We start from the raw sequence: 26,714 nt of genomic DNA on the forward strand, positions 1-26,714 counted from the left end.
CGCCACGGCCCCCGGAACTGACAACTCGTTTTTAGGTTTGGCATGGCTTGACCGGAACGCAGTTACTATCTGAGCGTCGTACCTTGAGTCAGCACCAATGGTACGAACGAGCGTTATCGGCTGTGGAAACATGGGGAGCGCCCTCCTCACCGGGCTTTGGAAGGCGGGTGGCCACTCGGTCATCGCCTGCGACCTCGACCCCGACGCCCTCGCCGCGGTCGCCGACTACTGCGAAGAGACGACGGACGACGTGTCGCGCGCCGCCGAGGCCGACGTGGTGTTCGTCGCGGTCAAGCCCGACATCGTCGGGGCCGTCCTCTCGGAACTCGACCTGTCTCCCGACCAGACTCTCGTCACGATAGCCGCGGGCGTCCCGACCGCGTTCGTCGAGGCGCACACCGACGCCCGCGTCGTTCGCATCATGCCGAACCTCGCCGCCGAGACCCGCGACATGGCCGCGGCGGCGACCGGCGACCTGACCGACGAGGTCCGCGAACTCCTCTCGGACGTGGGCGAGTTCGTCGAGGTCGAAGAATCGCAGATGGACATCGCGACCGCGGTCAACGGCAGTGGGCCGGCCTTCGTCTTCTATCTCATCGAGGCCGTCACGCAGGCCGGCATCGCGGGCGGACTCTCCGAGGAAGACGCCGAGACTCTCGCCGCCCAGACGTTCAAGGGCGCGGCCGAGACCGTCGTCCAGGACGACCGCACCGCCGACGAACTCATCGACGCGGTCTGCTCGCCGAACGGGACGACCATCGAGGGGATGGAGGTCCTCTGGGACAGCGCCGCCGACGAGGCCGTCACCGAGGCGGTCGTCGCCGCCGAGCGCCGGTCGAAGGAACTCGCGGAGGAGTTCGCCGATGAGTGAACTGAGCGAGACGACCGGGGTTTCGGAGGCGACCGAGTCGACCGAAACGACCGCGCCCGCCGACCCCGACGCGGTCGCCGCCGCCCGCGAGACCGCCGCCGAGGCGGACCGCGTCATCGTCAAGGCCGGCACCAACTCGCTGACCGACGACGACTCCAACCTCGACGACGACAAGCTCGACAAACTGGTCGACGACATCGAGTCGCTCCTCTCGCGCGGCAAGGAGGTGCTTCTCGTCTCCTCGGGCGCGGTCGGAGCCGGCATCGGCCGACTCGACCACCCCACGGCGGACCGCGACACCCTCGAAGCGTCGCAGGCGCTGTCGACGGTCGGCCAGAGCCTGCTCATGCACCGCTACACGGAGAGCTTCGAGCGCTACGACCGGAAGGTCGCCCAGATACTCATCACCCAGCACGACCTGGAGAACCCCGAGCGCTTCACCAACTTCCGGAACACGGTCGAGACGCTTCTGGAGTGGGGCGTCGTGCCCATCATCAACGAGAACGACGCGGTCGCCACCGAGGAGCTCCAAATCGGCGACAACGACATGATCTCGTCGAACATCGCGGTCGGCATCGGCGTCGACCTGCTCGTGACGCTCACCGACGTGGGCGGCGTCTACACCGGAAACCCGAAGGAGGACCCCGACGCCGAGCCCATCGAGGTCGTCGGCGACAACTACAGCGACGTCGAGGACGTCGTCACCGCGAGTTCGACCGGCGGCTTCGGCGGCATCCAGACGAAGGTCCGCGGCGCGCGCGACGCCGCCGAGTACGGCATCCCCGCCGTCATCGCGCAGTCGACCGAACCCGACGTGTTGGCGAAGATAGCCGAGCGCGAATCGGTGGGAACAATGTTCCTCCCGCTCGATGGTGAACTCGATGACTGAGCGAGACACGACCGCGCAGGTCGAACGGGCACAGTCGGCGGCGCTCCGCCTCGCCAACGTCGACGCGGCCGACCGCGACGCCGCGCTCGGAGCCATCGCGGACGCCATCCGCGACAACAGCGAGGCGATTCTCGCGGCCAACCGCGAGGACGTCGGGGAGGCCGAGGCGATGCTCGCGGAGGGCGAGTACACGCAGGCGCTCGTCGACCGCCTCAAACTCGACGAGGCGAAGCTCGACGACATCGCCGGGATGGTCGAGTCCGTCGCCGAACAGGACGACCCGCTCGGCGAGACGCTGGAAGCGAGAGAGCTGGACGAGGACCTCGAACTGTACAAGCTTTCGGTCCCCATCGGCGTCGTCGCGACCATCTTCGAGTCGCGGCCCGACGCGCTCGTCCAAATCGCCGCGCTGGCGCTGAAGTCCGGCAACGCCGTCATCCTCAAGGGCGGGAGCGAGGCGAGCGAGTCGAACCGCGTGCTGTACGAGACGATTCTGTCCGCCACCGAAGAGCTCCCCGACGGCTGGGCGACGCTCATCGAGGCCCACGAGGAGGTCGACCGCCTGCTCGAACTCGACGACATGGTCGACCTCGTGATGCCCCGCGGCTCCTCGGAGTTCGTCAGCTACATCCAGGACAACACCCAGATTCCCGTGCTCGGCCACACCGAGGGCATCTGTCACGTCTACGTCGACGAGGCGGCCGACCTCGACATGGCCGAAGACATCGCCCTCGACGCGAAGGTGCAGTACCCCGCGGTCTGTAACGCCGTCGAGACGCTCTTGGTCGACGAGGCGGTCGCCGCCGACTTCCTGCCCGCGGTCGTCGCACGCTACCGCGACGAGGGCGTCGTCCTCCGCGGCGACGAGGCGACCCGCGAGCACGTCGATGTCGACCCCGCGACCGACGACGACTGGGACACCGAGTACGGCGACCTCGAACTCTCCGTCAAGGTCGTCTCGGACCTGTACGACGCGGTCGACCACATCAACGCCCACGGCTCGAAACACACCGAGTCCATCGTCACCGACGACGCCGAGCGCGCGGAGACGTTCATGACCGGCGTCGACGCCGCCAGCGTCTTCCACAACGCCTCGACCCGATTCGCCGACGGCTACCGCTACGGCCTCGGCGCCGAGGTGGGCATCTCGACCGGCAAGATTCACGCCCGCGGCCCGGTCGGTCTCGAAGGGCTGACGACCTACAAGTACTACCTCGAAGGCGACGGCCAGTTGGTCGCCACCTACGCCGGCGAGGACGCCGTCCCCTTCACCCACGAGGCGCTCGACGCCGAATGGAGCCCCGGGCATCGAAGCCGACAGGGCTGAGCTGAGCGACCCCGGCGGTTCGGGTCCGGCTTTTCGCGGCAAACAGAACTATATCCCTGACAGTCGCCTCTCCGGTAGAGTCGTCTCCGCTACGACTCGGTGACTCCAATGGATATCGACGAATTCGTCAGCGCGCACGCACCGTCCGAAGGCGGCGACTCCTTCGAACTCGAAAACTCGAAACTCCTCGACGTGGCCCTCGACGGGGAGGTCATGGCGAAAGCCGGGTCGATGGTCGGCTACACCGGCGACATCTCCTTCGAGCGCAAGTCCGCCGGCGGGCTGACGGGGATGCTCAAGAAGAAAGCCACCGGCGAGGGCGACGTCATGATGCAGGCGACCGGCACCGGCCACCTCTACCTCGCGGACCAGGGCAAGGAAGTCCAGATTCTCGAACTCGACGCGGGCGAGGAACTGAGCGTCAACGGCAACGACGTGCTCGCGTTCGAATCGGGCGTGAACTGGGACATCAAGATGCTGACGAGCATCGCCGGCACCTCCTCGGGCGGCCTGTTCAACGTCTTCCTCGAAGGCCCCGGCCACGTCGCCATCACGACCCACGGCGAGCCTATCGTCCTCCAGACGCCGGCGAAGACCGACCCCAACGCGACCGTCGCCTGGAGCGGCAACGTCTCGCCGTCGTCGAACCGCGACATCAACATCAAGGGCCTGCTCGGCCGCTCGTCGGGCGAGTCCTACCAGCTCGAATTCGCCGGCGACGACGGCTTCGTCATCGTCCAGCCGTTCGAGGAAGTCGGCCCCGGCGAGTAGTCGACCGGCCCGGAACCGCCCTCGTCTCGCTTTTACTTTCCGACCGTTCGTCCCGCAACCCGACACAAAGCGGGCCGAAACGACGCGAATCTCTAGTGCTCGACGGAGATATATTGTCTGCCTGAACGGTTATGCCCGCTCCGTCCTAATCCGGGGGTATGGGTGACATCAGCGTCCACCTGGTCGACCGCGGTCGCGTCCACGCGGACACCGGCTACGTCCTCGACGGCTACTCCATGGGGAGCGCGTCGAACCCGAACCCCGACCACGAGATGACCGAGTTCGTCGTCTGGAACGCCGTCGTCGACGGCCCCGACCGAACGGTGCTGTGGGACACCGGCTCGAACCCGGCGGCCGGCGACGGCTACTGGCCCGAACCGCTGTACGAGGCGTTTTCGCACGTCGACGCCGCGGAACACACGCTCGAAGACGACATCGACGCGGTCGGCTACGACCTCGACGACATCGACGCGGTGGTGATGAGCCACCTGCACCTCGACCACGCCGGCGGCCTCGCCGAGTTCGCGGGCACGGACGTCCCGATATACGTCCACGAGGAGGAACTGAAGTTCGCGTACTACTCGGCGAAGACGACCGAGGGCTCCATCGCGTACCTCGCGTCGGACTTCGACCGCGACCTGAACTGGCACGTCGTCCACGGCGACGAGCACACGCTGTTCGACGGCTTCCGGCTCATTCACCTGCCGGGTCACACGCCCGGCGTGCTGGGCGCGCACATCGAGACGCCCGACGGCGACGTGCTCGTCGCGGGCGACGAGTGCTACGTCGAAGGCAACTACGCCGACGAGGTGCCGCTCGGCCCCGGCCTGCTCTGGAGCGAGCGCGACTGGTTCGAGAGCCTCCAGACGGTGAAGGAACTCGAACGCCGGACCGGCGGCGACGTGCTGTTCGGCCACGACCTCGACCGCTTTTCGTCGTTCGGCGACGGCTGGAACGTCTGAATCGAACGACGGCGCGCTCGTCGGCCTCGGATTTTCTGGACTCACGCGCCGAGCGGGCGACAGCGACCGCGCTCGTCGCGTCCGAAGAAAGTGAAAAGGGGAACCGCAGGGGTGGTGGCGGGTGAGGTGGAGTTGGGTGGAGTGGTGTGGCTGGAGTTGGGGTGGGGAAGTAGGGGGATTGGATTACTGGTGGAGACGACGACCCGGCCTAAATCATGAGTTGCACGTCGGCGTCGGCCATGTGCTGGAGGGCCGTCGCCGCGCCGACGCCGGTGGTGACGCCGTCGTAGAACTCGGCTTCGTCGTAGCCCATCAGTTCGATGGTCATCTGGCAGGCCTGGAGGTCGACGCCCATGTCGAGGGAGGTCTCGATGAGTTCCTCGATGGTCGCCGTCCCGTTTTCCTTGATTTTCTTTTCCATCATGCTCGTGGCGACGTTGTCCATGAAGGGCAGTGCGGCGACGGCGTTCGGCATCGGCATGCTCGGGTTGCCGACCGCGCTGAGCTTCAGGTTCTTCGACTTCTCCTCGTGGAGGATGTCGAGTCCCCAGAACGTGTGGAAGACCACGACGTCCCAGCCGAAGGCGGCCGCCGTGCTGGCGAGGATGAGCGGCGGGTACGCCATGTCGAGGGTGCCTTTGGTCGCGATGATGGTCATCGACTTCTGTCCGTCGTCGTCGGTCGCCTCCCGGAGGTCGGAGACCTCCTCCTGCAGGGCTTGGACCTGCGCACGGAGGTCTTCGACGGAGTCGGCTCCCGCGTCGACGGGCGCGTCGGCGTCCGAGCTCATTCCTTCTGGATGAAGTGGCGGAAGACCGCGTCGCCGTCTTCCTCGGCCTCTTCCTGTTCGAGCATGGCGACGCCGTCGGTGGCGTCGGCCCAGCCCTTCAGGTCGCTCATACTGCCGGAGTCGGTCGCGACGACCTGCAGAATCTCGCCGGATTCGAGCTCGTCGACCGCGCCGCGGGTCTTGACGACGGGCATCGGGCAGGACAGTCCTTTCACGTCGAGGGTCTCGGTGGGTTCGTATGTACTCATTTTCGAGGTCACCTGTGTTGGGTGTATTCCACAATATAAGGGTGCTTCGTAAAAGTGTGTCGGTTCTTGGGGAGACACCACAATACCTTATCGAACGGGCTGAAGGGCGTCAAATCGGCACTTAACGGGTTAGAGAGCCATTGTGTGCTCGCGTAGGTGCGAAATCGCACTAGTTTCGGTCGATGTCTACGGAGAGAATATTGCATAAAATCCAAACTACCATCCGAAAGCTTAAGTCGAACCACCCGATAGTGGGTGATGCATACATGACCGTTCCAGACCTGCCGGAACTCGAAGTCGACGTGCCAGTCATCGAACCCGAGGCGCTGAAAGCCCGCATCGACGAGGGCGAGGCGCTGACCATCCTCGACAACCGCGTGCCGTCGGAACACGAGGACTGGCGCATCGACGGCGAGAACGTCTCGCACGTCAACATCCCCTATTTCGAGTTCCTCGACGAGGAGCTCGACGAGTCGCTGTTCGAGGACCTGCCCGAGGACGAGGAGTTCGTCGTCCTCTGTGCGAAGGGCCACTCCTCGGAGTACGTCGCCGGGTTGCTCATCCAGGAGGGCTACGACGCCGTGGCGCTCGAACGCGGCATGAACGGCTGGGCGAGCATCTACGAGTACACCGAACTGGAGACCGACGGCGACGCGCTCGTCGCGCAGTACCAGCGCCCCTCCAGCGGCTGTCTGGCGTACCTCGTCGTCGACGGCGACGAGGCCGCCGTCGTCGACCCGCTTCGCTACTTCGCCGACGAGTACGTCGCCGACGCGAAGGCGCTCGGCGCGGAGCTGAAGTACGCCATCGACACGCACATCCACGCCGACCACATCAGCGGGGTCCGCACGCTGGTCGAAGACTACGGCGTCACGGGCGTCATCCCCGAGGCCGCCGAAGGCCGCGGCGTCGACTACGACACCCCCTACGAGACCATCGCGGACGGCGAGACCCTCACCGTCGGCGACACCGACATCGAGGCCATCCACACGCCCGGCCACACGACCGGCATGACGACCTACAAGGTCGACAACGTGCTCTTTACGGGCGACGGCCTGTTCATCGAGTCGGTCGCCCGCCCCGACCTCGAAGACGGGGACGAGGGCGCGCCCGACGCGGCCGGGATGCTCTACGACTCCCTGCAGGAGCGCGTCCTCTCGCACGACGACGACGCCATCGTGGCCTCCGCGCACTTCAGCGACGCGGCAATCCCCGCCGACGACGGCAGTTACACCGCCACGCTCGGGGAACTGAAGGACACGATGGACGCACTTTCGATGCCCAAAGAGGAGTTCGTGGAGTTCATCCTCTCCGATATGCCGCCGCGGCCGGCCAACTACGTCGACATCATCGAAACGAACCTCGGTGTGCAGGAGTCCGACGACGACCGCGCCTTCGAGCTCGAACTCGGGCCGAACAACTGCGCGGCCAGCAACGAAGCCCTGACGAACTAAATGTCGGGTCTGACGCCGCTCCTCGTCGACGGGCTCTTCCCGAACGGCATCGCGCACTACGCGCTCGGCGGCCTCCTCATCGGCCTCGGGACCGCCGTCATCTACCTCGGGACGGGCGTCATCGCCGGCGCGAGCACCTTCCTCGAATCGACGCTGTCGTACGTCTCCGACCTCCCGCGGTTCAACAAGGCGAAGTACGTCGCCTCGCGGGACTGGCGGGTCGTGTTCACGCTGAGCATCGTCGCCGGGGCCGCGCTGTACACCGTCCTGTTCGGCGACGGCTGGTGGGTCTCTGACGTGCAACCGTGGCGCTTCGCCGTCGGCGGCGTGCTCGTCGGCGTCGGCACCCGCATCGGGAAGGGCTGTACGTCCGGCCACGGGGTCTGCGGCGTCGGCTCGCGCTCGCGGACCTCGCTCGTCAACGTCGCCACCTTCATGCTCGTCGCCATCGGGATCGCACAGCTCCTGAGCGCGCTGGGGGTGTCGCCGTGAGCGACGACGAGCGCGGACTCGGGTTCATGCTGGTCGTCATCGCGGGCGGCCTGATATTCGGGTTCGGCCTCGCCGTCAGCAACATGGCCCGCCCGGAGGTCGTCCTCGACTTCCTCCAGTTCGACGACTTCGGCCTCCTCTTCGTGATGGGCGGCGCCGCCGTCGTCACCGGCACCGTCTTCGCGCTCGCCGAGGCGTTCGGCGACCGCGCGCCCCTCACCGGGCGCGACTACGGCCGCCGCCTGAAGTCGTTCGACAAGAACGTCGTCGTCGGCGGGGTCATCTTCGGAGCCGGCTGGGGCATCTCGGGTATCTGCCCCGGCGCGGCCTACGCCAGCGTCGGCATCGGCAACTACCCCATCCTCATCGCCATCGGCGGGATGTTCGTCGGCGCGTACCTACAGGGGCTCTGGCGCGCCCGCCGCGCCGAGAGCGCCGCGACCGGCACCTCCGCCGACTGAGCCGTCTCGCGACGAACCCGGTTTCGATTTCGTTCTTTTCGTACCTCGACCTCGACCGTAAGCGGCGGCGACGCCCTCGACGCCCGCTCCGTTGAACGCGGACGCGAGGCAACGAGTCGCGCGCGCCGTCGAGTGCGGAGACTCGTGTTCCCTCCCAGCGTGGCGTTCGAAGCTCGCCCAGACGCTCGTATGTGCCGCCGTGAGCGCCTTTCGACGCCGTTCTCTCGTCTCCGACTCCATGTGGGAATAGAATTGTACAATAGACAAAATACTCTTCTGTCATAGGAAGCGGCCAAATATGTTTGTAAGGCCGCGTGATACAAAATGTGCCCCGATTTAGTGGTATTTCTATGCTGTTTCTATAACTTATGTGTATGCAACGAGGATATGGTATTGTATAGTATTCCCAAAAGCGTTATATCCTCACTCCGGTTAGCCAGCCATGTACAAGAAAGTATGATTCGCACAATACACACCGGGCACCCCGAGGGGTGCTGGTAAGATGTTCGGAATCGAGACGTTGGGCGGCAACGTTCAGGCCGCCGCGCTCGTCGGCATCGTCCTCGTCGAGGCGATGGTCCTGTACGTCGGCTACGGCGCGCTGACCGCCGCGGTCGGGCCGTCCGTGCGGAAGGCCATCGGTGGTGAGTGAGCGTGTTCGAGCTACTGGGCATGTCGGCCGGGATGCTGGCGCTTTTCGTCGCGTTCGGCGTCCTCATCGGCATCCTGTTCGGCTTCTTCGGCATGGGCGGGTCGTTCCTCGTGACGCCCGCGCTCCTCGTCATGGGCTACCCCTCGCGCGTGGCCGTCGGCTCCGGCCTCGCGTTCGTCTTCGGGACCTCGGTTATCGCGACGCTGAAACACCGCGACCTCGGACAGGTCGACTACAAACTCGGCGTCTCGATGATTATCGGGACCACGGTCGGCCTCGAAGTCGGGAAGGAAATCGTCCTCTACCTCGAAGAGCTCGGACTCGCCGGTAACATCATCAGCGTCACGTACGTGCTCTTGCTCGGCGGTATCGGGCTGTTCGTCACCTACGAGGCGCTGAAGGGCGGCAACGGCGGCGGCGTCAGCCACGACGTGGACGGCGACGCCGACATCGACGCCGACGACATCCCCGAGCTGGCGAAGAAGATTCAGAGCTACTCGCTCCCGCCGATGATAACGCTTCGCGGCGGCGTCAAGGTCTCGCTGTGGATGATCCTCCTCGTCGCGTTCGCCACGGGGCTCCTCTCGGGGTTCCTCGGCGTCGGCGGCGGCTTCATCCGCATGCCCGCGCTGTTCTACCTCATCGGCGTCCCGGTGCCAATCGCGGTCGGGACCGACCTGTTCGAAATCATGTTCTCGGGCGGTATCGGCTCGTTCCTCTACGCGCAGTCCGGCGGCGTCGACCTCTCTATCGTCGCGCCGCTCCTCGCCGGTTCGGCGCTCGGCGCGCGCGTCGGCTCCGCCGCGACCTCCATCGTCGACGAGGACGAAATCAAGGTCTACTTCGGCCTGATGTTGCTCCTCGGCGCGCTCGCGGTCGCCGTGCGGCAGGCCGGGAACTACCTCGGCATGGGCGTCCTCGACTACGTCAGCCTCGCGCTCATCCTCGGCTCGGCGCTCATGGTCTCCGGCGCGGTGCTCTACAGCGCCGTCAAGTCCATGCGCGCGCCCTCGGCCACCGGGAGTTCGACCGCCGACTGAGGGCGACGACTCACACGCGAACCGCACTCGCATCGAACACGAATCCGCGACACCGGGCCGCCGTTTCTCCCCCGGTGTTGTGCAAACTATACAAACCCTTTTGAGGGCTGACCACGTAGCCCGAACCGATAATGGCTAGCTCGATGGTCGAATACCTGCAATCGGACATGGAGTGTGAGGGGCTCCTCGAGTGTCTCCACGGACTGAAACAACTCGACCGGCGGTGTTTCGAGGTGCTCGTCGAGACCGAGGAACACCTCACCGTCGACGAGGTCGCCGACGCGGTCGAACGCGAGCGCTCGACCGCCTACCGCTCCATCCAGCGTCTGTTGCAGGCGGGGCTCATCCAGAAGGAACAGGTCAACTACGAACACGGCGGCTACTACCACGTCTACCACCCGACCGACCCCAACGAGGTCGCGGACGACATGCAACGCATGCTCAACGACTGGTACGCCCAGATGGGCACGCTCATCCAGGAGTTCCGCGACAAGTACGACGAGAAAATCGTCCCCGCAGAGTGAGTTCGTTCGGTCGACGAGCGGCCGTCGCCCCTCGATTGGTTCGCGCGTCCCAAATCGATTAGGTTCCGTATTCAACCGCATACAGTCCATAGCTACTGCTACGACCACTCTATGTCGAAGAGTAAAAGCAGTCCCCGAAACAACGAGTTCGTCGAAGAGTGCCCGTCGTGTGAGTCGCGGACGCCTCACGACGTCTCCATCGAAATCAAGACCGAGAGCCGGAAACGCGAGAACCGACAGTTCTCCCGCGAACCGTACCGCGTCACGCGCTGTACGCGCTGTGGAGACACGCAGTCCCAGCGCATGAACGACGCGTGAGCGGCGCTCCCGACCGGCGGCCGACCTCCACCCGCGTCCGACTCCGGACGACCACGCCCGCGACGACGTAACCACGGCCCGAGCCATGACACAGACTCACACTGACGACACGCCGACCGTCCTCCTCGTCGACGACGAGGCCGCCCTCGCCGACAGCCTCGCGTTGTGGCTCGAACGCCGCTACCGCGTCCGGGTCGCCTACTCCGGGCGCGAGGCGCTTCAGGCGTTCGACGACGACGTCGACCTCGTCTTTCTCGACCGCAACCTCCCCGGTCTCTCCGGCGAGTCCGTCCTCGAAGAACTCCGCCGCCGGGTCGACCCGTCGTCGTTCGGCGTCGTCATGCTCAGCGCCTCGCCCGGCGACGAACTGACCGCGCTCCCCGTCGACGACGTCCTCACGAAGCCGGTCACTAAACGCGATGTCTTCGACGCCGCCGCTCGGCTCGTCGGCGACGCGCCAGAAGCGAAACTCGAGTAACCGTTCTCCCGCCGTATCCGCGTCTCTCAGTCGTCCGCCGGCGCGGGACTCAGCTCGTCGAAGTACGTCTCGATGAGCTTTCGCTCCGCCGTCCGGAGGTGTTCGTGGAGCGTCGGCGGCGAGATACCGAGCGAGTCGGCGACCTCCTCGGCCGTGCTCCCGCGGGGCCACTCGAAGTACCCGGAGACGAGCGACGTTTCGAGGACCGTCCGCTGTCGGTCGGTCAGCTTCGAGTCGAGCGCCCGCCGGAAGGAGTCCGGCGACTGGACGGACCGCTCGACCTCGCGCTTTGCGACGACGGAGACGCCCGGTGCGGCCGTCGTCACCGCCTCCACCAGCGCGCCGTGGTCGGCGTCGGCCGCGACGTGGAGCGCGAGACTGCCGGAGCCCTCCGAGAGCGTCAACCGCTCGACGCTCGCGCCGTGGTCGATAGCGGTCGAAAGCACCGCCTCGGCGTCGGTGCGGAGTTCGACGACCGACTCCTCGTCTCCGTCGGAGACGACGCGGGCCTGCGAGACGTCGTCGGCGTCGACGGCGGCCTCGACGGCGTCCGCCCCCGACGCGCCCGCGACGCTGACGAAGCAGGTGAGACCATCGTCGAGGCGGCTCGCGCTGTCGAGCGAAAGCTGGCAGTCGAGCGTCGCCGAGAGCCCGGCGAGCACGCCGGTGTCGCCGGCGTCGCCGCCGACCTGAAACTCCAGTTCGACGACGCTGTCGCCGTTGAGAAGCTGTTTGCTCTGAGCCGCGCTGATGCCGTTGCCGACGGTCGCCCCGAGGTCGGAAAACAGCGCGGCGGACTCGTCGTCGAAGCCGTCGGTCTCGTCGTAGACGACGAGCGCGCCGTACATCGTCTCGCGGTAGTCGATGGCGACACAGAGCGCCGACACCGCGTCGAGGGCGGCGGCGTCGTCGCCGAACACGGCCGCGCGGTGCGCCTCGGAGATGTCGTCGAAGGCGAAGCCGTCTTCGACCATGCCGTCGATGTCGAACGCCTCGTCGACGAAATCTACGTCGACGCCCGCGGGGTCGAGGCCGTGACCGGCCGCCGCGGTACACCGGAGCGTGCCGGCGGCGGTGCGCCTGAGGACGAACGCGGCCTCGTGGGCGCTCGCGACCGTCTCGCAGACGGTCTGTTCGATTTCGTCGCGGGTGCGCGCGTCGATGAGCGCCCGGTCGACGTCGCGGAGGAGCTCGTTGGTCCGGTTCAGGCGGTCGAGCTGGGCCTCGCGGTTGCGAATCGCCTCCTCGTGTTCGGTCCGCACCGCCTCCAGGCGACTTCGGAGGTCCGAAAGCGCCTCCGGCTCGCGGAGCTCCTCGACGTCGCGGCTGTCGAGCGCCGCCTCGGTGGATTCGAGCGCGAAGTACTCGCGGACCTCGGAGTCGAACCCCGACCGCACGAGCAGTTCCTCGACCGTCTCTTTGACCTCCGTCTCCGAGACGGGCTTGACGAGATAGGCGTCGAACGGCATGTCGACGATGTCGGTGTCGGGCTCGACCGCGGTCATCATCGCCACGCGGCAGTCGAGGCCGCGCTCGCGAATCTCTTCGAGCACGTCGTCGCCCGTGACGTTCGGCATCCGGCGGTCGAGGAGGACGACGTCGACGGTGTCGTCCAGTCGACCGAGAGCCTCTTTTCCGCCGTAGGCGGTCTCGACGGCGAACCGCTCGCCGTCGAGCCAGTACCGGCAGGTGTCCGCGAGGTCCTCGTCGTCGTCGACCACGAGGACGACCTGCTCGGCGGCCCGAAGTTCGGGGCTCTCGCGCGCCGAGCGTTCGGTGACCATCGTATCGAACACACAGTGACGGCGAACAGTAATATATCTGCCCATCGCAGAAGGTGGAATTTAGGCGGTACGGCGACCCGAGTCGGCGGTCTCCGACGGGCGGGGTACCCCCGTCCGAAGGCGGGGAGAACAGAGCGGAAGGCGAGCGGTGCGCGGGGCGGCCTCACGCCCGCGGGAGCGTGACGACGAACGTCGCCCCGCCGCGGTCGTTGTCCTCGATTCCGACCGAGCCGCCGTAGCTCTCGACGATTTCGCGGACCAGAAACAGACCGAAGCCGTTGCCCGGGTTCGACAGGTCCTCGATGCGCTGGTCGACGATGCGGTGTTTCTCCTCGTCGGGGACGCCCGGCCCGTTGTCGGAGACGCGGAGTTCGACCGCGTCGTCGCCGGCGGCCACCTCGACTTCGACCGCGGGGTCCGGCTTGTCGTTGTGCTGGACGGCGTTTTTCAGCAGGTGCTCGACGACCTCGTCCAGCAGGTCGTCGGCGACGACCGAAATCTCCGGCAGTCGCCCGACCGCGACGCTCGCGGCGTCGGACTCCCGCCGGAGCGACTCCACGCCGTGGCCGACCGCCTCGTCGATTCGGCGCGGGCGGAACTCGTGGGACTCGCGCTCGACGATGACCTTCATGAACGTCCGCATCGTCCCCACCAGCTCGGTCATCTCGCGGACGCGTCCCTGTATCGTTTCGAGGTGCGTCAGCCCCGCGTCGCTCACGAAGTCCTCGACGATGTCCGCCCGCGCGCCGACCACGTTCAGCCCGTTCAGGAGGTTGTGGCGGATGATGCGGTTGACGAACTCCAGTCGCTCCTGTTCGCGGCGGAGCGCCCGCTCTCGCTCCTTGCGGGCGGTGATGTCGTGGCCTTCGAGGACCAGAAACGACACCTCGCCCTCGTCGTCGTCGACCGGCGTGACGGAGAAGTCGATGACGACCGTCCGGTCGGTGTTCTCGTGGTCGATTTCGACCTCGTGGCGGACGAACGCTCCGTCGACCGCGCGGTCCAGCGAGTCCCGGAGGTCGGCGACGCGTTCGTCGTCGTCGCGCCACCACGGCGTCTCCCACGCTCGCAGTCCGATGACGTCGTCGCGGTCGGCGTCGACGAGGTCGAGCGCGGCGTCGTTCACCCGGAGGACCGTCCCGTCGGGGTCGACCAGCCCGATGTACTGGAAGGTGCTGTTGAACACCGCGTCCAGTTGCCGTTCGCGGCGCTTCCGGTCGGTCATGTCGCGTGTCACCTTGGCGAAGCCGATGACCTCGCCGGCGTCGTCGGTCAGAGCGGTGATGGTGACAGACGCCCAAAAGCGGGTGCCGTCGGCCCGGACGCGCCAGCCCTCGTCTTCGACCCGGCCCTCGGTGCGCGCCCGGTCGAGGAGGCGGTCGGGCAGGCCGTCTTCGGCGTCCTCGTCGGTGTAGAACGTCTCGATGTGCTCTCCGAGTATCTCTTCGGTGTCGTAGCCCTTGATGGCCGCCGCGCCGCGGTTCCAGCTCTCGACGCGCCCCGAGGCGTCGAGGCGGAACAGCGCGTACTCCTCGATGTTCTCGACGATGCGCGAAAACGCCTGCTCGCGGCGTTCGAGCTCGCGCTCGCGCTCCCGGCGGACGTGAGTGTCGATGCCGTGGGCGACCGCGTGTCCGAGGTTCCAAATCGGCTCGTCGAGCTCCGGGGTGAACGCCCGTTCGTGTTCGGCGTACATCGTGAGCACGCCGTAGCGCGCGTCGTCGTAGACGAGCGGGACCGACGCCGCCGAGCGGTAGCCGCGTTCGAGCGCCGGCTCGCGGAACGGCCCGAACGACGGGTCGTCGGCGATGCTGTGTGTCGCCTGCACCGCGTTCGACCGGACCGCCCGCCCGACTGGGCCGTTTCCCGCGGGGCTGTCCGCCGACACCGACACGGAAATCTCGTCGAGGTAGCCGTCCTCGACGCCGGCCCACGCGGTCGGCTCCACGTCGCCCGTCGTCTCGTCGACGACGCCGACCCACGCGAACCGGAGTTCCCCGGTCTGGACGAGTCGCTCGCAGACCTGCCGTTCGATGTCCGCGCGCCCGGCGGCGTCGACGATCGTCTCGTTCACGTCAGCGACGACCTCGTTGAACGTCGCGAGGATGTCGAGCCGCTGGCGCAGTTCGCGCTCGGTCGCCGACGGCTCGCCGACCGACCGCCGAGACCCGTCGGTCATCCCTCTCGACCCCCCCGCGAATCGGCGTCCCGTCGTGCGTGCATACCCCGACTCTAACCCCCACCGACTTGTGCGTTTCTCGGTCGGGCCGGCTCTTCCCTAACCACGTAGGGCCGTGAATTACTACTGACCGTTCCATTCCACTATGTGGCCACAGTGACCTGCCCGGGTCACTCGTCGTGCCCGCACGCCCCCACGGCGGAATCGACAACCCACCCCCTCTCCGCCCAGGGGACGTGTCCCTGCCCAAACCCCAACTCCCTTTCCGCGAAATCGACCGACGAGCGACGGGTGTTTCGTTCGTGTCCCCGACTCGTACATTCATTTCTAGCGGAGGCAGATACAAGACCGAAAGGACGCCTCACCGCGCCATTTACGCCCGATGAGCACATATGTGCAACTCATGAAGAAAAACGAACTCATCCACGTCCACTCGCTCCTCGTGGAAATCGCCACAGACTACCGCGACAGCGGGGTCGTCACGAGCGCCGACCTCGAACCGTACAACCGACTGGGAATCAGCCCGATGGCCCTCCGGGACTGCCGCGCCGACCACGAGCGCGCCGTCCGGACGCTCACGGCCGTGCTCGCGGTCTGTGCGGCCCGCGACCTCGACCGCGACGCGGAGGCGGTGCCCGGCCGACGCCTGCTCCGGTCCGACGAGACGGCCGGCACTGACACCGACCAGCGCGCCACATCGTACTGATTTTTCTCCGCGGTCTCCCTCGAACAGCGGCGGCACCGCCCGACGGGTGGACCTAAGAGCGCCCGGTGAGACGCCCTCGGTATGCGACTCGAAGACTACTGGGGCGTCGGTCCGAAGACCTCGGACCGACTGGAATCGGCGCTCGGCAGGGAGGGGGCGGTCGCCGCCATCGAGTCGGCCGACGTGCGGGCGCTCGTCGACGCCGGCGTCACCCGCGGGCGGGCGGTCAGAATTCTCCGCCGGGCCGACGGGCAGGCCGGTATCGACGCGCTTGCGACCCGCGACGCACGGAACGTGTACGACGACCTGCTGTCGCTGGCGAGCGACCGCGCGCTGACCGAACACGCCGCCGACCGAATCCGCGTGTTGACGCCGCTTCCGGGCGTCGAGGCCCGGCGCGACCGCCTCGACCGCATCCTCGCGGCGCGGGAGGCGTGGGCCGACCTCGACGGCGACGCCCGCGACGCTATCGAGGCGGCGTTCCGCGACTACGACGAGGCCGGCGAGACCGAGCGCGCCGCCGTCCGCGCCGCGCTCGAACTCCGGGAGGCCGGACTCCGCGGCGAGCCGTTCGACGCGCTGGCGGAGGCAGACCCCGACGCCCTCCGCGACGCGCTCGGGGCGCTCGGCTACGTCGACAACGACGGCTCGGTCGCGGCGGGTGCCGACGAGCGCCTCGACAGCCTGCGGAGCCGGCTCGACACCGCGAACGAACTCCGATCCGGCTCGTTCGACGTGCTCGAAACCATCCAGTCGCGGGGCGTCCGCTCGCTGGACGACTTCCGAGCCGCGTTCGTCCAGTACGTCGCCCAGGAGACCGACCTCTCGCGCGGCGAGGTCGAGTCGGTCGCCGCCGAGGACGCCCGCGACGCGACCGACTTCGTGAGCGCGTCGCTCCGGGCGCTCGTCGAGGACCTCGAAGCCGACGTCGCCGCCCGCGAGGAGACCGTCGCCGAGGAGTTACGCGACCGAATCTGGGCGGCCCGCGACGACGTGGACCTCGCGGTCGAGGCCGTCGACGAGGTGGCGCTGTCGCTGTCGCTCGCGCGGTTCGCCGACGAGTACGACCTGACGCCGCCGGACATCGCCGAGACCGGGCTGGCGGTCTGCGGCGCGCGGAACCTCTTTCTCGACGACCCACAGCCCGTCTCCTACGCCGTCGGCGACCACGAACTCGCGTGTCCCGCCGGGTCGACACCGCCGGTCGGCGACCGCGTGTCGGTCCTCACGGGGGCCAACAGCGGCGGGAAGACGACGCTCTTGGAGACGCTCTCGCAGGTCGCCATCCTCGCGTCGATGGGGCTTCCCGTCCCCGCCGAGTCGGCGGTCGTCGGTCGGTTCGACTCGGTCGTGTTCCACCGCCGGCACGCGAGCTTCAACGCGGGCGTGCTCGAATCGACGCTCAAGTCTATCGTCCCGCCGCTTTCGGGCGACGGGCGGACGCTGATGCTCGTCGACGAGTTCGAGGCCATCACCGAGCCGGGTCGCGCGGCCGACCTGCTCAACGGCCTCGTGAACCTCACCGTCGAGCGCGACGCCTTCGGCGTCTACGTCACGCACCTCGCGGACGAGCTGAGCCCGCTCCCGCCGGAGGCCCGCATCGACGGCATCTTCGCCGAGGGGCTGACCGACGAGCTGGAACTGCGCGTGGACTACCAGCCGCGGTTCGGGACGGTCGGCAAGTCCACGCCGGAGTTCATCGTCTCGCGGCTGGTGGCGAACGCCGGCGACCGCGCCGAGCGCGCCGGCTTCGAGGCGCTGGCGGCGGCGGTGGGCGAAGAGGCGGTACAAAAGACGCTGTCCGACGCCGAGTTCGTCGGCTGACGCGACGCGGCGTCGGAGGGGGCTAGCGGCGGCGGAGGCTCTCGTCGGCGGCGCGGCGACCGCGTCGGCGTCGGCGACTCAGCACATCTCGTCGAGCGAGACGAACGCGTCGGCGTCGGCGGTCAACCACGCCTCCATCCGGTCGCAACAGCTGTCGCGTCGGGGGTAGACGGTGACCTGGTCCGGGCTCCCTCGATAGGAGACGACGACGCTATGGAGGAAGCGTTCCCCGGTGGTATCCGCGCCGGCGCGGTCAGCGGTCCCTGCAACCGAGTTCTGAGATGCGGGCAGTTCGGACATTCGCCGTCACGTAAACAAACGCGACCGTGATTACATAACCTTCACTAAGTGTGGTAGGCATTGACAATATCCGGAGGTTACAAAACGTTGCACCAAGTGGGAGTACGGAGTGATACATAGCCGCGCTCGCCGACGCGAAGGCGTGGATTCCACAGTTTCGCGGCGTCGGCCGCGCCGTCGGGCGACTTCTGCCGGCGGAGACGGGTTGAAGTGCCCGGAACCGCCATCTGGGTGTCAATGGTCGATCCCACGTCCGATTTGGAAGAAAACGTAGACCCAGAAGACGCCCCGACCTGCGCGACGTGCGGGGAACCGATTGTGAACAGCCCGACGCACCACGTCGTCACGTGGGTCGAAGACGACGCTTTGCAGGCGCGGCACTTCTGCGACGACGACTGCCGGGACGCGTGGGACGACGAGCGGTAGCCGCTTTCTGACGGCCGATTCGCAGGACGCGATTCCACCCGGCCTGACCCGACCCAACTCCGGCCGCGACTACTCGACCGACGACCAGAACTGGTCGAGGCCGAAGCCGAGCATGTCCGGACTGACGGGTCTGAACTCCTCGCGCTCCTGTGCCGGCAGGTAGTCGCGGACGCCGTTCCACGAGTCGCGGGCGTACCGAGCGTCGACGAAGACGCGGACGCCGACCTCGTCGGTGCCGCGGATGACGCGCCCGATGGCCTGTCGCGCCTTTCTGACCGCGGGCACCGTGAGCGCGGTCTCGAACCCGTCTCCGAACTCGCGGTCGTAGGCGGTCTTTACCGCGCGGGTCCGCGGCGACGACGTGTTGATGAGCGGGACGCCGCAGACGACGGCGGCCGAGAGCTTGTCGCCGCTGTAGTCGACGCCCTCGGTGAGCGTGCCGCGGAGACTCGTCACGAGCACCTTCCCCTCGCCGCCGAAGAAGTCGCGCTTGAGTCGCTCGGTGGCCCCGTCGTCGGACGACTCGTCGAGGAGGACGGGCTTGCCGACGCGGGCTTCGAGCGCGCCGGCCATCCACTCGGCCTCGGCGTAGTTCGGCATCCCGACGAGGACGTTCCCCGGCGACCGCTCGCACACCTCGACCGCGGCGTCGGTGTACGCGAGCCGCGTCTCGTTTTCCTCGCCGGGCGGCCCGCGGTTGCTGTGGGTGAACTTCGGCACGTCGACGGCGAAGCTCGCGCGGTTCGACTCGGGGAAGCCGAGGCCGAACGTCCGCTCTGCCACCGGGCGGCCGTCGTCGGCGAGGGCGTCGAGGCCGGTCACGCGCCGGAACACGTCGATTGGTTCGAGCGTCGCGCTCATGAGGACGCCGCCGCCGAAGTCGCCGAGGCGCTCCGCGATGGCCTCGCCGGGGACGCAGTTGTGGACCGACAGCCGGGCGTTGTACGCGCGCCGCCACGACTCCGGCGGCTCCATCTCGTCCCACGTCCGTTCGAGTTCGATTTCGCGGAAGTGCTTTTCGTGGTCCGCGTAGGCCCACGTCGAAAGCGCCCGCCCCGCCGCGGGCGCGGCCCGGCGCCTGTCGTCGTCCTCCACCGAGTCGAGGATGCGGGCGACCGCCGACCCGGTCGCCTCGGCGCGGACCCACGTCCCCTCGTCGTGGCCGCTCTCTTCGGCCCACTCGGTGAGTTCGTCGACGCCGGGCTCCTCGGGGTCTCGAAGCGGGAGCTCCTCGTCTTCGAGTTCGGTGAGGTCGGCGCGCCAGCCGACGTACTCGCGGTCGAGGTGGGCGGTCACGCGCCGGTCGAGTTCCTCCCGGAGGTCGCGGATGAAGTCCCGGGTCTCCTCCAGTTCGCGGAGCGTCACGTCGGCCTCCTGTAGCTCCCCGCGGACGAGGTCGGCGTCGACGGTGGACTTGCCGGCGTCGTCGAACTTCACGGGCTGGATGACGCGCGTGAACTCGCTTTCGGCGTCGCGGAGCGTCCGGTCGCCGACGCCGACGGAGACGAGGTCGCGGACGCGGGGTTCGAGCATGTGCGCCTCGTCGCAGATGACGAACGTCGAGTCGTCGACGAGCGCGCCGGTGAAGGTGCCGACGGTCGTCGGGTCGAACGCGTGGTAGTAGTTGCCGACGACGACCTCGACGTGGGGCAACAGCGCGCCCATCACGGAGTGGGGACACGACCCCGCGCCCGCGGCCAGCGAGACGAGGTCCTCGGTCCCGATGAGTCCCTTCTCGTCGAACTCGAAGGGGACGGCCTCGATTGGGTCGCCGTCCTCGGGGAGGTCCGCGAGGAAGTTCGCATAAAAGGGGCAGTACTCCACGTCCTCGTACTCCGGCATCGACGTCGGGTACGGCGTCGGGTCGCCCGCGGTTTCGAGGTAGTCCGGCCCCGCGGCCGTCGAGCCGGTGTCGAGGAGGCCGGTTTGTTGCTCGCGGGCGTCCGTGGCGAGCGCCTCGGCGCTGGTCCGGCCGCCGTCGCCGACGAGCCCGCGGGTCCGGTCGCGGAGCGCCTCACAGCGGTCGTAGACGGTCGCGTCGTCGATGCCGCCACAGCCCTCGCGGCTGTAGGGACACACGTCGGACTTGCCGACGAGCGTGAGCCCCGAGACGGGCTTCCAGTCGGTCGGGAGGTTCTCGTTTATGGTTCGGAGGTCGGCCTCGAACTGCCGGAGCTGTTGCTTGACGCTCGTGAGGACGAAGACGCGCTCGTAGTCGGAGTCGGGGTCGCGGACGAGGTCGATGCCGGCGGTGAGCGCGAGCATCGTCTTGCCGGTCCCGCACGCGCCCTCCACGACGGCGAAGCCGTCGTCGCGGGCGGTCTGTATCGCGGTCTCGATTCCGTCGGCCTGCTCCGGGTACGCCTCCGGGTGGCCGAACACCTCCTGCCAGGTCACGCTCTGTGGTCCAGTTGCGACGGCCATAGGGGTGTCGGTGAGTGGCCGCGGCGTCGCACTTGAACGTTCGCGCCGGGGCGAGGAGGCGTGGGGCGGGGCGGAGCGAGGAGGCGTGGGGCGGGGCGGAGCGAGGAGGCGTGGGGCGGGGCGGAGCGAGGAGGAATGGGGCGGGGCGCGCCGAGCTATTCGAGGAACGCGGAGATGACCTCGGCGAAGGCCTCGCGGTCGTCGGCGTCGCCGCCGACGCAGACGACGAACGGCGCGGCGGCGGCGTACACCTTCATCTCGCGGCCCTTCTCGGAGTAGCGGGTGTCGGCGACGCGGACGAGGTCGGCGTCGATGAGGTTTCCGAGGTGGTGACGGGCGTTCTGGACGGAGGTGTCGACCCGCTTCGAGAGTTCGGTCGCCGTCGCGGGCGACTCCTGCAGACACGAAAGCAGGTCGCGGGCGGTGTCACAGGAGAGGCTTCCGAGGAGTCGCGCCGTCTCGTCGTCGTCGAGCCAGTGAACCCGAGGGTCGGCCTCACCGCTCGCATCGACGGCTCCGTCGGACGGTCGCAACTCTGACACGTGGGTGATATTTCTGGAGGGAGAAGTAAATCGTTTCGGCTGTCAGGCGCTCGACGGCTCGGCGCGGTCGACGCCGGGCAGTCGGTTCAGCGCGTAGAGGACGGCGAGCGCGGCGACGAACACCGCGAGTCCCCCGGCGAGCGTTCGGAAGACGGCCTCGAAGGCGTAGTTCGCCTCGGTCAGGAAGCCGACCGCGCCGCTCCCGTTGGCCTCCAAGAGGAGCGCCGCGCCGCTGAAGACGGCGTAGGCGCTCCCGCGGGCGTCGCTCGGCAACGACGAGAGCATGAACGTGTCGAGCGCGGGAAACAGGCTGTGGACGACGTAGCCGAGCACCGCGACGACGACGGCGACGGCGACGAAGCCCTGGGCGTACGTCAGGGCGACGAGCGCGCCGATGAAGGCGACGAGCAGGCCGAAGATGTACGGGACGTGCGGGAGCTTGTCGGCGAGGCGGCCCGAAAGCGAGAACGCGGGGACGCCCGCCGCGAAGACGATGGTGAGCATCGTGCTCGCCGCGGCGGGGTCGAACGCCTTCGCCTGCGTCATGTACGACACGAGGAAGTTGAAAAGCCCCTGCCAGACGAACCCCGCGGGCGCGATGAGGAGGATGCCCGTGAGAATGAGCTTCCAGTGGCCGAGCGCGGCGGAGAAATCGCGGTCCGCGCCCGTGCCGGCCCCCGCGCTCCCGTCGCGGGAGACGGCGTAGAGGAGGAGCGTCACGAGCGCGCCGGCGACCGCCAGCACCCAGAACGTCTCGCGCCACGAGTACGACGCGAGGATGAAGACGACGACGGGCGCGGCGACGACGGCGGCGACCTGACTGGCCGCGCCGTGGATGCCGACCATGCGGCCGACGCGCTCGGGGAACAGTTCGCCGACGAGCGGGGTCGCGGAGACGAAGTACGCCCCCGAGGCGAGCCCGAGGCCGAACGCGCCGATTTGGAGCGTCAGCACCGACGTCGCGCTCGCGGTGAACGCCGCGGCGGCGACGAGGAGCGTGCCCGACCCGAGGACGACCTTCGACCGCGAGACGCGCGTGAGGAGGTAGCCGACGGGGATGCGCGGGATGGCGGTCCCGAGCCAGACGAGGCTCGTCACGACGCCGATGGTCGCCGGGCCGACCGAGAACTGCGTCTGGAGCGTCTCGACGAGCGGCGGGAACGCGACGCGGCCGAAGTTGACGAGGAAGACGAGTCCGCAGAGAGTTCCGAAGAGGCGGCGAGTCACTACCGCGGATTCAGCCGCCGCCGTGTCAAACGTTGCGAATCCGACCCGCGACCACATGTGTTAACGCGCCGCCGGGCAAACGGAGGCGTATGATTACGAGTCGACGCATGGCCGCGGTCGACCTGAACGCCGAGGCGCTCGGCGTGCCGCGGAAACAGCTCATGGAGTCGAGCGGGAACGCCGTCGCGCGGGCGTGCCGCGACCTCGCGGACCCCGGCGCGTCGGTCGCAGTCGTCGCCGGGCGCGGCAACAACGGCGGCGACGCCCTCGTCGCCGCGCGGTTCCTGAAGGCGTACGACGTGACCGTCCACCTGCTCGGCCGCCCCGAGACGATTTCGACCGACATCGCCCGCGAGAACTGGGACGCCCTCGTCGCGGGCGAGGCCGACCACCGGACCGTCACCGACTCGGCCGGCTTCGACCTCGGCGACCCGGACCTCGTCGTGGACGCGATGCTCGGCACCGGCGTCACCGGCGCGCTCCGCGAACCCGAGGCGACGGCCGCGCGCGCCATCAACGACTCCTCGGCGACCGTCCTCGCGGTGGACGTTCCCTCCGGCGTCGACGCCGATACGGGCGACGCGGCGGGCCTCGCGGTCGACGCCGACCGGGTCGTCACCTTCCACGACGACAAGCCCGGCCTCGGCGACCTCGACTGCGAGGTCGTCGTCGCCGACATCGGCATCCCCGAGGCCGCGGAGCTGTTCACCGGTCCCGGCGACCTCCTCGCGCTCGACCGCGACGCCCAGAGCCACAAGGGCGACCACGGCGACGTGCTCGTCGTCGGCGGCGGTCCGTACACCGGCGCGCCCGCGCTCGCCGCGCAGTCGGCCCTCAGAGCCGGCGCTGACCTCGCCCGCGTCGCCTGCCCCGAGGCCGTCGCCCGCGAGGTACAGGGCTACTCCGAGAACCTCATCGTCCGCGGCTTTTCGGGCGACCGACTCGCGCCCGAACACGTCCCGGACCTCCTCGACTTCGCCGCCGACCGCGACGCGGTCGTCTTCGGCCCCGGCCTCGGCGACGCCGACGAGTCGCTCGCCGCGGTCCGCGAGTTCCTCGCCGCCTACGACGGGACCGCCGTCGTCGACGCCGACGCCCTGCAGGTCGTCCCCGACGTGGACACCGAGGCGACGCTCATCTGTACGCCCCATCAGGGCGAGTTGCGGAAGATGGGCGGCGAGACCGACTCCGACTGGGAGGTCCGGAGCGACCTCGTCCGCGAGTTCGCCGCCGACCTCGGCCACACGCTCCTCGTGAAGGGCGCGTACGACGTGGTTTCGGACGGCGACGACGTCCGCGTCAACCGGACCGGGAACCCCGGCATGACAGTCGGCGGCACCGGCGACGTGCTGGCGGGCGCGACCGGCGCGCTCGCGGCCGTCCTGCCCCCGCTCGACGCGGCCGCCGTCGCGGCCTACGGAAACGGCCGCGCGGGCGACCTCGCCGCCGAGGCGTTCGGCGGCGGCCTCGTCGCCACCGACCTCTTGGAACGACTGCCCGCGGCCCTGCGAGGTGACGAAGCATGAGCGACGAGCGCGCCGGTGCGGAGTCGAACGAATCGGCCGACGGCGACGACCGCGACCTGACCCACGTCGACGAGGAGGGCAACGTCCAGATGGTCGACGTGGGCGCGAAGCCGGACAGCCGCCGCCGGGCGGTCGCCCGCGGGACCATCCACCTCAGCGCCTCGACGGTTCGGGCCATCCGCGACGACGAAATCGGGAAGGGCGACGTGTTGGCGACCGCCCGAATCGGCGCGATTCAGGCCGTCAAGCACACGTGGGAGACGATTCCGATGTGCCACCAGATACCCATCACGAACGTCGACACCGAGTTCGAGGTGGCCGACGAGTCGGTCACGCTCTCCGTGACGGTCGGGACGACCGGCAAGACGGGCTGTGAGATGGAGGCGCTAGAGGGCGTGACGACCGGCCTCAACGTCGTCTGGGACATGGTGAAAGCCGCGGAGAAAGACGACGACGGCCAGTATCCGGGGACGCGAATCTCGGACGTGGAAGTCGTCACGAAGGAGAAAGCGACGCTCGACTGAGTCGAAACCGGCGGGTCGGGTCGAGTCCGCGACGGACCAAAGCGTGGTGGGCGCGACTCGGCGCAGGCCGCTCAGGCCGAGTCGGCCGGCACGGAGAGGTCGGCGGCCTTCGCCCGCGCCTTCTCGACGATAGCGGGGCGCGCCTCGAACTCGACGTGGACCTGTTCGCCCTCGTACTCCTCGGTCTCGACGTGGGCGTGGTCGTAGAGCCACGAGACGAGGCTCATCGTGTCGTCGGCCATCGGCAACAGGAGGCGCTCGCGCTCCCACGGGGGGAGTTCGTCCTCGACGCGGGCGGCCAGTTCCTCGACGTTCTCACCGGTCAGCCCCGAGACGGCGACGGGGTTGGGCGCGAGCGCCGACAGCGCCGCGCGCTTTTCGTCGAGCTCCTCGGCCGCGACCTTGTCCACCTTGTTGAACACGGTCACGATGGGCGCTTCGTTGCGCTCGTAGAGTGTGTCGTGGCTCGTGACGAGCTTCTCGCGCATCTCCTCGATGGGCTCGGAGGCGTCAACGACGAGCAACACGAGGTCGGCCCGGTAGACCGAATCGAGCGTGGACTTGAACGACTCGACGAGCCAGTGGGGGAGGTCCGAGACGAACCCGACGGTGTCGGTGAGAAGCACGTCTCGCTTGCCCGTTTCGGCGCGCCGGGTGGTCGTCCCGAGGGTCGTAAACAGCTTGTCCTGTGACTCCGCGGTCGGGTCGAGGTCCGGGTGGAGGTCGTCGTTCTGGCCGACTTCGAGGTCGGCGGCGAGCCGTTGCATCAGCGTCGACTTCCCGGCGTTCGTGTAGCCCGCGAGCGCCACGAGGTCGAAGCCGGACTCGCGGCGCTGTTCGCGCCGGGTCTCCTCTTTGTCCGCGATGGCGTCCAGTTCGTTCTTGATGCGCGAAATCTGGACCTTGATGTCCTGCTCGCGGCTCTCGTCGTACTCGCCGAGCCCCATGAAGCCGGGGCGCTCGTCGCGCTTCGCCAGCGACGCCTTCGCCTCGGCGCGCGGCAGTTCGTAGCGTAGCTCGGCGAGTTCGACCTGCAACTGCGCCTTGCGGGTGTTCGCCCGCTGGCCGAAGATGTCGAGGATGAGCGTAAAGCGGTCGATGACCTCCGCGTCGTCCGGGAGCTTCTGGGCGATGTTGTACGTCTGGTAGGGGCCCAGTCGGTTGTCGAAGACGACGGCGGCGGCGTCCTCGCGCGCGACGAGCGACGCTAACTCGCCGACTTTCCCTTCGCCGAAGTGGAAGGCGGCGTCCTCCTCGCGGGTCTGGGTGAGTTCGCCGACGACCTCGTAGCCCGCCGCGCGGGCGAGGTCCGATATCTCCGTGAGGTCGGCGTCTCCGCGGTCGACGCGCTTCGCGACGACGACGCGGCTCATCGCCGCACCTCGAGTGTGGGGTACGTTGCCTGCACTGTGTCAGTCGGTACTAGCCGCCGGAGGCACTTAAGCCCCGCTCGGCCGGGGTCACGCGTCGAGATGGCGTCCCGTCACCTCCCGTTCCATGGCCGCGTTTGGACGCCGGGACTCTTGTAGGTTGCCCGGCCGCGACCTGACAGTTCGGCGACGACGACAGTCTCCCCACAAATCACTTATATCGACGGACGGGTTGTTCGCCGTATGGACCCCTTACAACTGAGTATCGACCCACAACAGCTCGGCATCGAGTTCGGAAGCGGGGCCGTCATCGGCGGCATCATCGGCTTCGCGGCCAAGAAAATCGCGAAGCTCATCGCCGTCATCGTGGGCCTCGAACTCGCCGTGTTCAAGTTCCTCGAATCGCGGGGCATCATCACCGTCGACTGGGAGCGCCTCACCGGCGGGCTCGTGAGCGCCACCCAAGACGCCGCGAGCGGCGCGCCGCCGGACTGGATTTCGACGATTCTCTCGACGCTGTCCGTCTCCGCCGGCTTCTCCGGCGGTTTCCTCGTCGGCTTCAAGAAAGGATAGTTCGCGTTCGCGTCTCGGCCGTGCCGACCCGC

At 68.2% G+C, this 26,714-nt stretch carries 28 protein-coding genes; 19 read left to right on the forward strand and 9 right to left on the reverse strand.

Annotated elements, in window-relative coordinates:
* The first annotated feature begins 97 nt into the window (after window positions 1-97).
* From proC to IEV64_RS10075, 5 genes are all read left to right on the forward strand, one after another.
* Window positions 98-871 (forward strand): pyrroline-5-carboxylate reductase, encoded by a 774-nt coding sequence (proC, locus tag IEV64_RS10055; RefSeq protein WP_188423799.1) that lies wholly within the window; start codon window positions 98-100, stop codon window positions 869-871.
* Window positions 864-1,760, forward strand: a complete 897-nt coding sequence (proB, locus tag IEV64_RS10060) for a glutamate 5-kinase (protein WP_188423800.1) — start codon at window positions 864-866, stop codon at window positions 1,758-1,760. The genes proC and proB overlap by 8 nt, the downstream gene beginning before the upstream one ends.
* Window positions 1,753-3,087 carry a glutamate-5-semialdehyde dehydrogenase gene (locus IEV64_RS10065; RefSeq protein ID WP_188423801.1) on the forward strand — a complete coding sequence of 445 codons (1,335 nt, stop codon included), beginning with the start codon at window positions 1,753-1,755 and terminating at the stop codon, window positions 3,085-3,087. Before proB ends, IEV64_RS10065 begins: the two co-directional genes overlap by 8 nt.
* Window positions 3,088-3,195: 108 nt before the next feature.
* Window positions 3,196-3,858, forward strand: a complete 663-nt coding sequence (locus tag IEV64_RS10070) for an AIM24 family protein (protein ID WP_188423802.1) — start codon at window positions 3,196-3,198, stop codon at window positions 3,856-3,858.
* A 158-nt stretch (window positions 3,859-4,016) separates the two neighbouring features.
* Complete coding sequence (locus IEV64_RS10075) at window positions 4,017-4,820, forward strand: N-acyl homoserine lactonase family protein (protein ID WP_188423803.1); 804 nt, start codon at window positions 4,017-4,019, stop codon at window positions 4,818-4,820.
* Window positions 4,821-5,028: 208 nt separating this feature from the next.
* On the opposite strand, the gene IEV64_RS10080 is transcribed toward IEV64_RS10075, so the two are convergent.
* Complete coding sequence (locus tag IEV64_RS10080; RefSeq protein WP_004968143.1) at window positions 5,029-5,610, reverse strand: DsrE/DsrF/DrsH-like family protein; 582 nt, start codon at window positions 5,608-5,610, stop codon at window positions 5,029-5,031.
* Window positions 5,607-5,858, reverse strand: coding sequence for a sulfurtransferase TusA family protein (locus IEV64_RS10085; protein ID WP_049920402.1), 252 nt, complete (start codon window positions 5,856-5,858; stop codon window positions 5,607-5,609). The genes IEV64_RS10080 and IEV64_RS10085 overlap by 4 nt, the downstream gene beginning before the upstream one ends.
* A gap of 266 nt (window positions 5,859-6,124) precedes the next feature.
* Here IEV64_RS10085 and IEV64_RS10090 point away from each other — a divergent pair, with 266 nt between their 5' ends.
* From IEV64_RS10090 to IEV64_RS10125, 8 genes are all read left to right on the forward strand, one after another.
* Window positions 6,125-7,312 carry an MBL fold metallo-hydrolase gene (locus tag IEV64_RS10090; RefSeq protein ID WP_188423804.1) on the forward strand — a complete coding sequence of 396 codons (1,188 nt, stop codon included), beginning with the start codon at window positions 6,125-6,127 and terminating at the stop codon, window positions 7,310-7,312.
* The gene (locus IEV64_RS10095) at window positions 7,313-7,804 is read left to right on the forward strand and encodes a YeeE/YedE family protein (RefSeq protein ID WP_007273832.1); all 492 of its coding nucleotides are present in this window, start codon (window positions 7,313-7,315) and stop codon (window positions 7,802-7,804) included.
* Window positions 7,801-8,265 carry a DUF6691 family protein gene (locus IEV64_RS10100; protein WP_004968138.1) on the forward strand — a complete coding sequence of 155 codons (465 nt, stop codon included), beginning with the start codon at window positions 7,801-7,803 and terminating at the stop codon, window positions 8,263-8,265. Before IEV64_RS10095 ends, IEV64_RS10100 begins: the two co-directional genes overlap by 4 nt.
* A gap of 502 nt (window positions 8,266-8,767) precedes the next feature.
* On the forward strand, window positions 8,768-8,917 hold the full coding sequence (locus IEV64_RS10105; RefSeq protein WP_004968137.1) for a DUF7512 family protein: 150 nt from the start codon (window positions 8,768-8,770) through the stop codon (window positions 8,915-8,917).
* Between the two features lie 20 nt (window positions 8,918-8,937).
* Window positions 8,938-9,957: a sulfite exporter TauE/SafE family protein gene (locus IEV64_RS10110; RefSeq protein WP_049920408.1), complete on the forward strand. Its 1,020-nt coding sequence runs from the start codon at window positions 8,938-8,940 to the stop codon at window positions 9,955-9,957.
* A 143-nt stretch (window positions 9,958-10,100) separates the two neighbouring features.
* Window positions 10,101-10,481: a helix-turn-helix domain-containing protein gene (locus tag IEV64_RS10115; protein ID WP_004968134.1), complete on the forward strand. Its 381-nt coding sequence runs from the start codon at window positions 10,101-10,103 to the stop codon at window positions 10,479-10,481.
* A gap of 111 nt (window positions 10,482-10,592) precedes the next feature.
* Window positions 10,593-10,799, forward strand: coding sequence for a DUF7835 family putative zinc beta-ribbon protein (locus IEV64_RS10120; protein WP_004968133.1), 207 nt, complete (start codon window positions 10,593-10,595; stop codon window positions 10,797-10,799).
* 85 nt (window positions 10,800-10,884) lie between these two features.
* Window positions 10,885-11,277, forward strand: coding sequence for a response regulator transcription factor (locus IEV64_RS10125; protein ID WP_004968132.1), 393 nt, complete (start codon window positions 10,885-10,887; stop codon window positions 11,275-11,277).
* Window positions 11,278-11,303: 26 nt separating this feature from the next.
* Here the strand turns inward: IEV64_RS10125 and IEV64_RS10130 are convergent, their stop codons facing one another.
* Both IEV64_RS10130 and IEV64_RS10135 read right to left on the reverse strand, forming a co-directional pair.
* Window positions 11,304-13,061 carry a bacterio-opsin activator domain-containing protein gene (locus tag IEV64_RS10130; RefSeq protein WP_188423805.1) on the reverse strand — a complete coding sequence of 586 codons (1,758 nt, stop codon included), beginning with the start codon at window positions 13,059-13,061 and terminating at the stop codon, window positions 11,304-11,306.
* A gap of 163 nt (window positions 13,062-13,224) precedes the next feature.
* Entirely contained in the window at window positions 13,225-15,240 is a 2,016-nt protein-coding gene (locus tag IEV64_RS10135; protein WP_188423806.1) for a sensor histidine kinase, read from the reverse strand.
* A gap of 403 nt (window positions 15,241-15,643) precedes the next feature.
* Here IEV64_RS10135 and IEV64_RS10140 point away from each other — a divergent pair, with 403 nt between their 5' ends.
* Together IEV64_RS10140 and IEV64_RS10145 are read left to right on the forward strand one after the other, a co-directional pair.
* Entirely contained in the window at window positions 15,644-15,946 is a 303-nt protein-coding gene (locus IEV64_RS10140) for a UPF0058 family protein (protein ID WP_007273836.1), read from the forward strand.
* Window positions 15,947-16,027: 81 nt separating this feature from the next.
* Window positions 16,028-17,770 carry a DNA mismatch repair protein MutS gene (locus IEV64_RS10145; RefSeq protein WP_007273837.1) on the forward strand — a complete coding sequence of 581 codons (1,743 nt, stop codon included), beginning with the start codon at window positions 16,028-16,030 and terminating at the stop codon, window positions 17,768-17,770.
* Between the two features lie 78 nt (window positions 17,771-17,848).
* On the opposite strand, the gene IEV64_RS10150 is transcribed toward IEV64_RS10145, so the two are convergent.
* On the reverse strand, window positions 17,849-18,070 hold the full coding sequence (locus tag IEV64_RS10150; protein WP_049917734.1) for a DUF7511 domain-containing protein: 222 nt from the start codon (window positions 18,068-18,070) through the stop codon (window positions 17,849-17,851).
* A 237-nt stretch (window positions 18,071-18,307) separates the two neighbouring features.
* On the opposite strand from IEV64_RS10150, the gene IEV64_RS10155 reads away from it, so the two are divergent.
* Entirely contained in the window at window positions 18,308-18,496 is a 189-nt protein-coding gene (locus IEV64_RS10155; RefSeq protein WP_049920409.1) for a DUF7576 family protein, read from the forward strand.
* Window positions 18,497-18,565: 69 nt separating this feature from the next.
* On the opposite strand, the gene IEV64_RS10160 is transcribed toward IEV64_RS10155, so the two are convergent.
* From IEV64_RS10160 to IEV64_RS10170, 3 genes are all read right to left on the reverse strand, one after another.
* Window positions 18,566-20,920: an ATP-dependent DNA helicase gene (locus tag IEV64_RS10160; protein WP_188423807.1), complete on the reverse strand. Its 2,355-nt coding sequence runs from the start codon at window positions 20,918-20,920 to the stop codon at window positions 18,566-18,568.
* Window positions 20,921-21,075: 155 nt separating this feature from the next.
* On the reverse strand, window positions 21,076-21,462 hold the full coding sequence (locus tag IEV64_RS10165) for an ArsR/SmtB family transcription factor (RefSeq protein WP_049917733.1): 387 nt from the start codon (window positions 21,460-21,462) through the stop codon (window positions 21,076-21,078).
* 42 nt (window positions 21,463-21,504) lie between these two features.
* Window positions 21,505-22,689: an MFS transporter gene (locus IEV64_RS10170; protein WP_007273840.1), complete on the reverse strand. Its 1,185-nt coding sequence runs from the start codon at window positions 22,687-22,689 to the stop codon at window positions 21,505-21,507.
* 89 nt (window positions 22,690-22,778) lie between these two features.
* Between IEV64_RS10170 and IEV64_RS10175 the strand changes: the two genes are divergently transcribed.
* Complete coding sequence (locus IEV64_RS10175) at window positions 22,779-24,215, forward strand: NAD(P)H-hydrate dehydratase (protein WP_188423808.1); 1,437 nt, start codon at window positions 22,779-22,781, stop codon at window positions 24,213-24,215.
* Window positions 24,212-24,739 (forward strand): cyclic pyranopterin monophosphate synthase MoaC, encoded by a 528-nt coding sequence (gene moaC, locus IEV64_RS10180; RefSeq protein ID WP_004968122.1) that lies wholly within the window; start codon window positions 24,212-24,214, stop codon window positions 24,737-24,739. The genes IEV64_RS10175 and moaC overlap by 4 nt, the downstream gene beginning before the upstream one ends.
* Window positions 24,740-24,810: 71 nt before the next feature.
* Here moaC and hflX read toward each other — a convergent pair whose 3' ends face one another.
* Entirely contained in the window at window positions 24,811-26,112 is a 1,302-nt protein-coding gene (gene hflX / locus IEV64_RS10185; protein WP_188423809.1) for a GTPase HflX, read from the reverse strand.
* A 240-nt stretch (window positions 26,113-26,352) separates the two neighbouring features.
* On the opposite strand from hflX, the gene IEV64_RS10190 reads away from it, so the two are divergent.
* Window positions 26,353-26,682 (forward strand): FUN14 domain-containing protein, encoded by a 330-nt coding sequence (locus tag IEV64_RS10190; RefSeq protein WP_007273844.1) that lies wholly within the window; start codon window positions 26,353-26,355, stop codon window positions 26,680-26,682.
* Window positions 26,683-26,714 lie beyond the last annotated feature (32 nt).

Source organism: Haloferax sulfurifontis, assembly GCF_014635105.1.
GTDB lineage: Archaea > Halobacteriota > Halobacteria > Halobacteriales > Haloferacaceae > Haloferax > Haloferax denitrificans.

Bases quoted from the DNA above. Each gene is read 5' to 3' on its own strand.
- proC (WP_188423799.1), top strand. From the start codon at position 98: ATGGTACGAACGAGCGTTATCGGCTGTGGAAACATGGGGAGCGCCCTC.
- proB (WP_188423800.1), top strand. From the start codon at position 864: ATGAGTGAACTGAGCGAGACGACCGGGGTTTCGGAGGCGACCGAGTCG.
- IEV64_RS10065 (WP_188423801.1), top strand. From the start codon at position 1,753: ATGACTGAGCGAGACACGACCGCGCAGGTCGAACGGGCACAGTCGGCG.
- IEV64_RS10070 (WP_188423802.1), top strand. From the start codon at position 3,196: ATGGATATCGACGAATTCGTCAGCGCGCACGCACCGTCCGAAGGCGGC.
- IEV64_RS10075 (WP_188423803.1), top strand. From the start codon at position 4,017: ATGGGTGACATCAGCGTCCACCTGGTCGACCGCGGTCGCGTCCACGCG.
- IEV64_RS10080 (WP_004968143.1), bottom strand. From the start codon at position 5,610: ATGAGCTCGGACGCCGACGCGCCCGTCGACGCGGGAGCCGACTCCGTC.
- IEV64_RS10085 (WP_049920402.1), bottom strand. From the start codon at position 5,858: ATGAGTACATACGAACCCACCGAGACCCTCGACGTGAAAGGACTGTCC.
- IEV64_RS10090 (WP_188423804.1), top strand. From the start codon at position 6,125: ATGACCGTTCCAGACCTGCCGGAACTCGAAGTCGACGTGCCAGTCATC.
- IEV64_RS10095 (WP_007273832.1), top strand. From the start codon at position 7,313: ATGTCGGGTCTGACGCCGCTCCTCGTCGACGGGCTCTTCCCGAACGGC.
- IEV64_RS10105 (WP_004968137.1), top strand. From the start codon at position 8,768: ATGTTCGGAATCGAGACGTTGGGCGGCAACGTTCAGGCCGCCGCGCTC.
- IEV64_RS10110 (WP_049920408.1), top strand. From the start codon at position 8,938: ATGTCGGCCGGGATGCTGGCGCTTTTCGTCGCGTTCGGCGTCCTCATC.
- IEV64_RS10115 (WP_004968134.1), top strand. From the start codon at position 10,101: ATGGTCGAATACCTGCAATCGGACATGGAGTGTGAGGGGCTCCTCGAG.
- IEV64_RS10120 (WP_004968133.1), top strand. From the start codon at position 10,593: ATGTCGAAGAGTAAAAGCAGTCCCCGAAACAACGAGTTCGTCGAAGAG.
- IEV64_RS10125 (WP_004968132.1), top strand. From the start codon at position 10,885: ATGACACAGACTCACACTGACGACACGCCGACCGTCCTCCTCGTCGAC.
- IEV64_RS10130 (WP_188423805.1), bottom strand. From the start codon at position 13,061: ATGGTCACCGAACGCTCGGCGCGCGAGAGCCCCGAACTTCGGGCCGCC.
- IEV64_RS10135 (WP_188423806.1), bottom strand. From the start codon at position 15,240: ATGACCGACGGGTCTCGGCGGTCGGTCGGCGAGCCGTCGGCGACCGAG.
- IEV64_RS10140 (WP_007273836.1), top strand. From the start codon at position 15,644: ATGAAGAAAAACGAACTCATCCACGTCCACTCGCTCCTCGTGGAAATC.
- IEV64_RS10145 (WP_007273837.1), top strand. From the start codon at position 16,028: ATGCGACTCGAAGACTACTGGGGCGTCGGTCCGAAGACCTCGGACCGA.
- IEV64_RS10150 (WP_049917734.1), bottom strand. From the start codon at position 18,070: ATGTCCGAACTGCCCGCATCTCAGAACTCGGTTGCAGGGACCGCTGAC.
- IEV64_RS10155 (WP_049920409.1), top strand. From the start codon at position 18,308: ATGGTCGATCCCACGTCCGATTTGGAAGAAAACGTAGACCCAGAAGAC.
- IEV64_RS10160 (WP_188423807.1), bottom strand. From the start codon at position 20,920: ATGGCCGTCGCAACTGGACCACAGAGCGTGACCTGGCAGGAGGTGTTC.
- IEV64_RS10175 (WP_188423808.1), top strand. From the start codon at position 22,779: ATGATTACGAGTCGACGCATGGCCGCGGTCGACCTGAACGCCGAGGCG.
- moaC (WP_004968122.1), top strand. From the start codon at position 24,212: ATGAGCGACGAGCGCGCCGGTGCGGAGTCGAACGAATCGGCCGACGGC.
- hflX (WP_188423809.1), bottom strand. From the start codon at position 26,112: ATGAGCCGCGTCGTCGTCGCGAAGCGCGTCGACCGCGGAGACGCCGAC.
- IEV64_RS10190 (WP_007273844.1), top strand. From the start codon at position 26,353: ATGGACCCCTTACAACTGAGTATCGACCCACAACAGCTCGGCATCGAG.